This is a genomic window from Paraburkholderia oxyphila NBRC 105797, from assembly GCF_000685075.1.
Classification (GTDB): Bacteria; Pseudomonadota; Gammaproteobacteria; order Burkholderiales; family Burkholderiaceae; genus Paraburkholderia; species Paraburkholderia oxyphila.
The window spans coordinates 1-7,029 of the sequence record NZ_BAYD01000204.1 but is presented as its reverse complement, the minus strand read 5'-3'; the positions used below and the strand labels follow the sequence as shown (position 1 = coordinate 7,029).

Sequence of the window (7,029 nt, the reverse complement as noted above, 5' to 3'; positions counted from 1 at the left end):
CTTCGCACAAATGGGGCAGACCGTCCACGCAGGGTGTACCGAAATCTAACTTCAACAACCAGCCCACGGACCAGCAGTTCCGGCTGCACTATCCGGCCAACGATGCCGGTGAAACGCGGCCTGTGGCCAACAAGCCTTACCGGATCACGCTCGACGACGGGAGGGTGATCGAGGGGAAGACCGATGCAACCGGGCTGACCAGCGTGATCAAGGATGACGCGATGCGCATTCTGAAGATCGACTTCCTGAAGTCAGACACTTGAATCATCGACAGGTAACGACATGGCTCAAACAACCCATACCTCCCAGGTGATCGCGCAAGGCAACGCGGTCACGTACTCCAACCGCATGGGGCCCCGCAATGTCGAGCATCCCGCGGATCTTCCAGGCGTGGTGATCTTTCTTCATGGCGTGAACGATCCGGGCGTGAGCTATGAACACGTCGAGAAAGGGCTGTGCGCGGGGCTTAACGAGCGCCTGAGCCGCAATGACCTGCGGGCGGGACGCTACGGCGATCAATTTAGGGAGGCGATCAAGCACACGAGTCGCGAAAAGGATTTCGATCAATGGAAGACGATCAAGTATGACCCGGATACATACCAGTTCCAGCGTGCTGATGTTACGAAAGGGGGCAGGAAAACCCACAGCATGCTGATCCCGTTTTACTGGGGTTATCGCGCGGCATCGGACAAGATCAAGGGCGGCGAGGAGCATCCCACAACGCTGCGTGGGCAGTATCAGGACATCCATGGGAACCGTCTGGACAAGCATTTCGCGAAAGGCGGCGGGATGTTCAACAACGCCACGACAAACATTCCCGAGATGTACGGGCCGGGTTTTCAGCAAAGCCTCGGTAACAGGGGGGCTTCCATATTGGGGATGAGCGACTATCAGTACAGCGCGACGAGCCCGGAGCGCACGTACTACGTGCTCGCGGCGGTGCGCCTTGCGATGCTGATCCGCGAAATCCGCCGTTTCGATCCCGATGAAACGGTGACCGTCATGGCGCATAGCCAGGGCACCGTCATCACGCTGCTCGCCCAGGCCATGCTGGCCGAGAGCAACGACAAGGCACGGTGTGCAGACTGCGTGATCATGGTCGACTCGCCCTATAGCCTTGGCGAGACGGTTCTCGCCTCATTGGCGCAACCCGATGCGAAAAAATACACGACGCGCGGCAAGCTCAACACGCTGCTCAACATCGTGAAGGCCATCACGGCAAGCCCGCACCCGTCGCCGAAGCTCGACGACCTGGTGTATCTGAACGAAAACTACGGAGGTCGTACCGGCAAGGGGTGGAAGCCCGACAAGGCGACGCGGATCGACAGCGTGGATCGTTCGACGCACGTCTTTGAGGAGCGGGACAACCGGGGCAAGGTCTACCTGTACTTCTGCCCGGAGGATTCGACGGTTGCCATTCCGAACATCCAGGGCATTGGCACCTTTGGTGTGCCCGATACGATTGCTGAAAGCTGGAAGGCACTTCCGCAAAAGGCGGATCTCTGGACGTTATCGCCGTCCGGAAATGGCGCAGTGACCCGAATGGATCCCCTCAAGGCGATGGATGAGCTGAAACAACACCGGTTCTATCAGCGGATCTGGAGCAAGGGCGGCGGGATGGCAAATGGCCAACCTCCTCTTATTGGCAACGCGCCCGTATGCATTGAACGTCTCAAGAACGGCAGGCTCTACGGCCCGGAGGAGAACCGGACGATCAACGCCGAGGCAATTGTGCCACCCTATCCGCCGCAGATGTACGGTGACGAAGGAATCCGGGGCGATGCCACGACAGCGGGGCATGACATACCCGACCATGTTGCCCGCGATACGCTGCTCGGAAACCCCAATGCCATGGTGCCGTTCCGTGCCGTGAACGAGGCTCCGGCGGACGTGAAGAGCCGGGGCGCGGAAGCAATCAAGGCCTGGTACAACAGCCTGTCGTCGGATCCCGAGGACCAGACCGCCTGGGTCCGGGAATGGGCTGTTCAAGGGGCGCCCGTAGCAGGGGCGAAGTCGTTCTATCGCGAAGAAACGCCGAATGAGACCCGTACGCGTCTGGGGCAGGACAAGCCAAAGTGGGACAAGAACTCCTATCACTCGGCCATCCTGCGTGACGACAACAACATGCGCCGCGTTGCGGCGATGGACGTGGCGATTGGCCAGGCAAAGTCCCTCGACGATCCTTGTATGCGTGACCTGCTGGTTGCGATGGCGGACTGGAAGATCACGAATAAGCGGTTGAAAATTATTATGAGCAATCCGTATTACAACAGCGAGCATCTCACGCAGGAATCGCGAGGCTTGATCGAGGCCTGTTCCAGGTACTATGAAAAAGGAATATTTCCGACCACATTCGTGCCCACGACGCTACCCGCGATGGTGGATCAGGAAACGACCGCTGACCGGACGGTGCGCTGATGAAAACGATTCTCCCGATCGCGCATCGCCCAAAGCGCTGGCCCTATGTGCTGATTCTGGCGGCCTTCGCCGCTGCCTGGACAGCCAATCTACTATTTCGCTCCTGGCAGCACTGGGAGCTCACCGGACTACAGGACCCCGACATGGGAAGTGGAATTCGCAATGGTTTGTTGGTAATTGCATGTGTGGGCGCGCTCGCATATCTCGGACACTGGGTGCTCAATGCTTCAGGCGGTGGAACGAAGCTGCCGTTTCCGGTTGCCGCGCGCGCAGCCGATGTCGCCGATACCACGATGAATCCGGACGTGGCTCGGGTGCTGGCCGGAACGGGCGAGAAGTATGCGCTCGAGATTCGCGCGGTGGGCCTCGCGGTGAAGGGCACGCACCAGGCAAACGTCTGGAAGTACATCCAGGAGGCCGCGAATAACTATGAGACGTTTCTTTCGAAGGACCCGGAGGATTATGGGAAGTATCCCGACGAGCGGAGAATATTTTCGGATGTGGCAAGCCATGCCGCGTTTGGGTATGCCGCGTCGAAGGCCGTGCACTACTGGCCGGTACCGGTGATCATTGTGGCACCGCCGGATACGCTAAACCCCTCTGTGTACAGCCGTGCTGCGACCGGGATTTTGGATGGCCGTAATGGAGCAGGTCTGGGGGTAACCGAGTTTCTGTGGTTCGACGAGCACAACACGACCAGCGCAGCGCCATCCATCACGGAACTGTTTGACTTCTTCGACAAACATCCGGATGTTCCGGCTGCGCTGATCCTGTCACAGGACGGCATGCAGTACCGCTGGGGCCTGACTCCCGGTACGCCCCCGGAGCCACAAGGGGCGTTTGTGCCTCCGGTTCCTGACAGCATGGGCGGCCTTCTGGTTGCGCGCACGGATCGTGTGGACCGCCTCGTGCGGCCCTATGCGGTGAAGGTGCCGGGTGATGTCGACATGAGGAACACCCAGTACGACGTCATCAAGCAATGGAACTTCTACTGGAAAAAAGATACCGAGCTCGCGACCAGGGTGCCCAAGGATGTCGATGATGTTGGCACGATGAAAGCCGACTGGTGGATCGCCCAGTTGCCGGAACTCTGGAAGGAGATCAGCAACAGTGGGCCGCGCTACTTTGAGCCAAGCCCCTATCTGCCGGTGCGCTGGACCGACTGGCAACTCTTGCAGTTCGACGTGGCGCCGCGCCTCGGCTACCTGCACCGTCCGGTACAGGTCAAGCTCACCGGCGACGACGGCAAGCCGCTCAAGCGTGCCGGGCAAGTGACACGCCTGCAGGAGGGCTGGAAGCAGGCGCTGGCAACCTTGCCCGACGGCACGCAACCTTCGCGCGTGTTCTACGACACGACGCTGGACCGGCAGTGGGTGATCCCGCTTACGCAGGCCCTGCACGGCAACGCACAGGGCATCGACCTCGGCGACGCGCAGGAGGGCTACGACATTGGCCGCCGGATCGGCAACACCGGCGTCAGTTCGGCGCTGGTCCAGCTGTGCCTGGCCACGATAGCGGGTTACGAGGACGGGCGCACGAGCGCGACCGTCAACCTGATAGACGGCCACTCGGCAAGCATCGTGATGGTGAGTCCACCCGATGCAGCGAGCAAGGCCGTGAACGAGCAGAACCGCGCGGTGAGTCCGATCTGGGGTAACTAGCCCGCACATCCGATGAACGATCGGAAAAGAAGGATCTAAACAGGAACGAGGGCTTCAGGTTTCCGCCCTCGACGCTTGCTGACAATGGGCGATCTGATGAAACGACTGGTGCTGATACCGGGCCTGATGGCGATCGCGGTATTCTCGCTTGCGACTTCATACGTTATGCCAGACGCCACGGCGGCCACGCCGGGAGCGGGCACGACGCCGACGGATGAAACCGGCAAGCCGTTCCTCGCCCAGGTCGTGGGCCTTGAATGGCTCAACCCGCTGCAACGCCGCGACTATCCGACCGAATGGCAGACCCTGTGGACACTGGGGCTCGTGAAACCGAACCGCAATGACGACATGGTGCGGGCCAAGCCGGCAAAATTCACCTCCATCATGCCAATAGCGGGGATTGCGAACGGAGTCTTTGGGGAAGAGACGTTCGAGGGGTTCCACGAAAAGTACGTCCGCGAACTGTTCCTGCTGTTCATGGACCGCTACGCAATGAACCCGTCCTATTTCTACACGGTTGCGCCGTCAAGCAAGCGCAAGTGGCGCGAGCTCGCCGGCATTTACGTCGAGTACGCGATCCCCGCCGGCAGGCTCGATCCCGTCAAGGCACGGGACTACCTGCAGCAGAAGATCATCTACAACTTCAGCATCGGGCACAAACAGTTCACAGACCTCTGGTCGAAGGACACCCCACCGGACGTTCACGTGACGCCGGGTGGTCCGAATGCCGGCTTCACCTCGCTGAACGCGGCGCTCGACTACCTGCAATCGCACCCGACCGAGAGCGTCTGGGTAATGAACTGGGATTCACCGAGCTTCCCGCCGAAGGACATGCAGATGAACGAAAACATGGTGCTGCTGATCCTGGCGGGCCCGGGGGTGGACACCGGACGCGACCCGCTGGCCTGGATCGGCCGTGCCGCGAGCGCGAGTGTCGACGACTTCGAGGTGAAGGCCGGCACGACGCGCACCGTGCAAGCGTGGCAAAGCGCGATCGAGGCGGCAGCGCGCAACGCGAACGTGCCGGTGACCGGCATCCAGTACGTGATCCACGATGCCGGACGGGGCAGCGATGCGGCCTCCGAGCGGGTCGGCGCACTCGGCCGCACGCTGACGGTCACGCTGCCGGAGTTCGAGTACCTGAAGCAGACCTTCAACACGCCGGCGCTGCTTGGCGAGATGGGGGCGGGCACGGCGCTGACCGACGTGGTGCTGGCGATCGGCCGGGCCAATCACCTTGGCGGCAACACGCTCGTGATGGGCACCACTGATCAGAAGCACCTGACTGCCGTCGTGGTCGTGCCGCCTGAGAAGCTCATTGCAATCGACCCCGACAAAGACTGGTTCCGCGCGCGCGGCGAAAACAATGCGTACCTGCCGTGGTGGGGGCGTCTGCGTGGCAAGACGTACCCGATTCAGGGCTATACCGAATGAACGGCAGCCGGTGCACGGAGTCATCGGGGCTGGCGAGGCGACGAGCCACGACGGGCGAGTCGAATCGGTTCGTCTGCCCGAACACGATTCGCTGAAGCCTGAAAACTCCCGCCTCCATACGCTGTAAAACGTGGTGCAGGTCAACACTCTGCCGGCCAACATTGCTTGCCGGCTTTTTAGCCCTTACGCGACCGAGGCACGAGAGTGGGCACGACATTCTTGCGCCCCGCTGGCGTCGCAGGGCCACCGAGCTTTCACACCCGAAGCGGATCCGGCAATATTCGTTCTCATCGTTCCAAATGGCGAGAACATCATGGACCGGCTCGATGCGATGTACGTGCTCGTCGCCGTGGTCGAGGCGGGCAGTCTTTCAGCGGCGGCGCGGCGCCTGAACATGCCGCTCGCCACGGTTAGCCGGAAAATCAACGAGCTCGAAACGCACCTCAAAACACGGCTCGTCAAGCGCACCACGCGCCAGCTCGCGCTGACCGAGGCGGGCGCGTCCTACGTGGCGGCTTGCCGGCGCATCCTCGAGGAAGTGGGCGAGGCCGAGCGCGCGGCAACCGGCGAATACACCACGCCCAGAGGCACGCTTGCACTCTCGGCGCCCGTGGTGTTCGGCCGGCTGCACGTGCTGCCGGTCGTCAACGCATTCCTTGCGCAGTATCCCGAGATCGACGTGCGCCTCCTGCTCGCGGATCGTGTCGTCAATCTGATGGAAGAGCACGTCGACGCCGCCGTGCGCATCGGCGCGCTGCCCGATAGCGCGCTCGTGGCGGTGGGCGTGGGCGCGATCCGCCGCGTGGTGTGCGCGAGCCCCGCGTATCTCGCCGCGCATGGTGTGCCGGCCGCGCCGCATGACCTGACGAGCCACCACTGCGTGACGTTCGAAGGCGTCGAGGGGCGCACGTGGACGTTCAGCGCGGGCAAGAGCGACGTGGTGCAACCGGTGCACGCGCGGCTCGCCGTGAACACCGCCGAGGCCGCGATCGACGCCGCGCTGCAGGGCGTGGGGCTCACGCGGGTCTTGTCGTATCAGGTTGCGCAGGCGGTGCGCGAGAAGAGGCTTGCCGTGGTGCTCGATGCGTTCGAGCCGCCACCGTGGCCCGTCAGCCTCGTGCACGGAGGGCAGGCGCCGCTGCCGCTCAAGCTGCGCGCGTTTCTGGACTTTGCCACGCCGTTGCTGCGCGGGCGGGTTGAAGCGGCGCGGCTGCCGGCGGCGGACTGAGGCGTCGGCGTTAAAAAATGCGGGCGGCGGGGTGTAACCCGCCGCCCGCGGCGTACCCGTCAGAACGAGTAGATGAACTGCGCGCCCAGCAGGTCGTTGCTCTTGCTGTACGAGCCGTCGTCGCGCAGGAACACCTTCTGCGTGGCCCAGTCGTGACGATATTCGACCTTCACGGTGATCTGCTGCGTCGGATAGAACAGCAGATCGAGCGCTACGTCCTGACGCGTCGCGCCGTGGCATTCGAAGCCATGACCACCGTAGGCCTGCGAAGTCTCGAGGCACTCCGAT

The 7,029-nt window shown here is 62.3% G+C and carries 6 protein-coding genes; 5 read left to right on the top strand and 1 reads right to left on the bottom strand.

Annotation, left to right across the window (positions count from 1 at the left end):
- From BO1_RS60525 to BO1_RS47665, 5 genes are all read left to right on the top strand, one after another.
- Positions 1–263, top strand: a 263-nt coding sequence (locus BO1_RS60525; RefSeq protein WP_028223617.1) for a hypothetical protein, incomplete at its 5' end; no start/stop codon positions are given.
- 19 nt (positions 264–282) lie between these two features.
- Positions 283–2,418 carry a T6SS effector phospholipase Tle3 domain-containing protein gene (locus BO1_RS47680; protein WP_028223616.1) on the top strand — a complete coding sequence of 712 codons (2,136 nt, stop codon included), beginning with the start codon at positions 283–285 and terminating at the stop codon, positions 2,416–2,418.
- A complete protein-coding gene (locus BO1_RS47675; RefSeq protein WP_028223615.1) occupies positions 2,418–4,079 on the top strand; it encodes a type VI lipase adapter Tla3 domain-containing protein in 1,662 nt (553 codons plus the stop codon). The genes BO1_RS47680 and BO1_RS47675 overlap by 1 nt, the downstream gene beginning before the upstream one ends.
- 84 nt (positions 4,080–4,163) lie before the next feature.
- On the top strand, positions 4,164–5,513 hold the full coding sequence (locus tag BO1_RS55845) for a hypothetical protein (RefSeq protein ID WP_043289193.1): 1,350 nt from the start codon (positions 4,164–4,166) through the stop codon (positions 5,511–5,513).
- Positions 5,514–5,826: 313 nt separating this feature from the next.
- Complete coding sequence (locus BO1_RS47665) at positions 5,827–6,741, top strand: LysR family transcriptional regulator (RefSeq protein WP_028223614.1); 915 nt, start codon at positions 5,827–5,829, stop codon at positions 6,739–6,741.
- Between the two features lie 59 nt (positions 6,742–6,800).
- Here the strand turns inward: BO1_RS47665 and BO1_RS55840 are convergent.
- Positions 6,801–7,029 (bottom strand): DUF3138 family protein (locus BO1_RS55840; protein ID WP_043289191.1); only part of this gene is annotated, 229 nt, incomplete at its 5' end.

Bases quoted from the DNA above. Each gene is read 5' to 3' on its own strand.
- BO1_RS47680 (WP_028223616.1), top strand. From the start codon at position 283: ATGGCTCAAACAACCCATACCTCCCAGGTGATCGCGCAAGGCAACGCG.
- BO1_RS55845 (WP_043289193.1), top strand. From the start codon at position 4,164: ATGGGCGATCTGATGAAACGACTGGTGCTGATACCGGGCCTGATGGCG.
- BO1_RS47675 (WP_028223615.1), top strand. From the start codon at position 2,418: ATGAAAACGATTCTCCCGATCGCGCATCGCCCAAAGCGCTGGCCCTAT.
- BO1_RS47665 (WP_028223614.1), top strand. From the start codon at position 5,827: ATGGACCGGCTCGATGCGATGTACGTGCTCGTCGCCGTGGTCGAGGCG.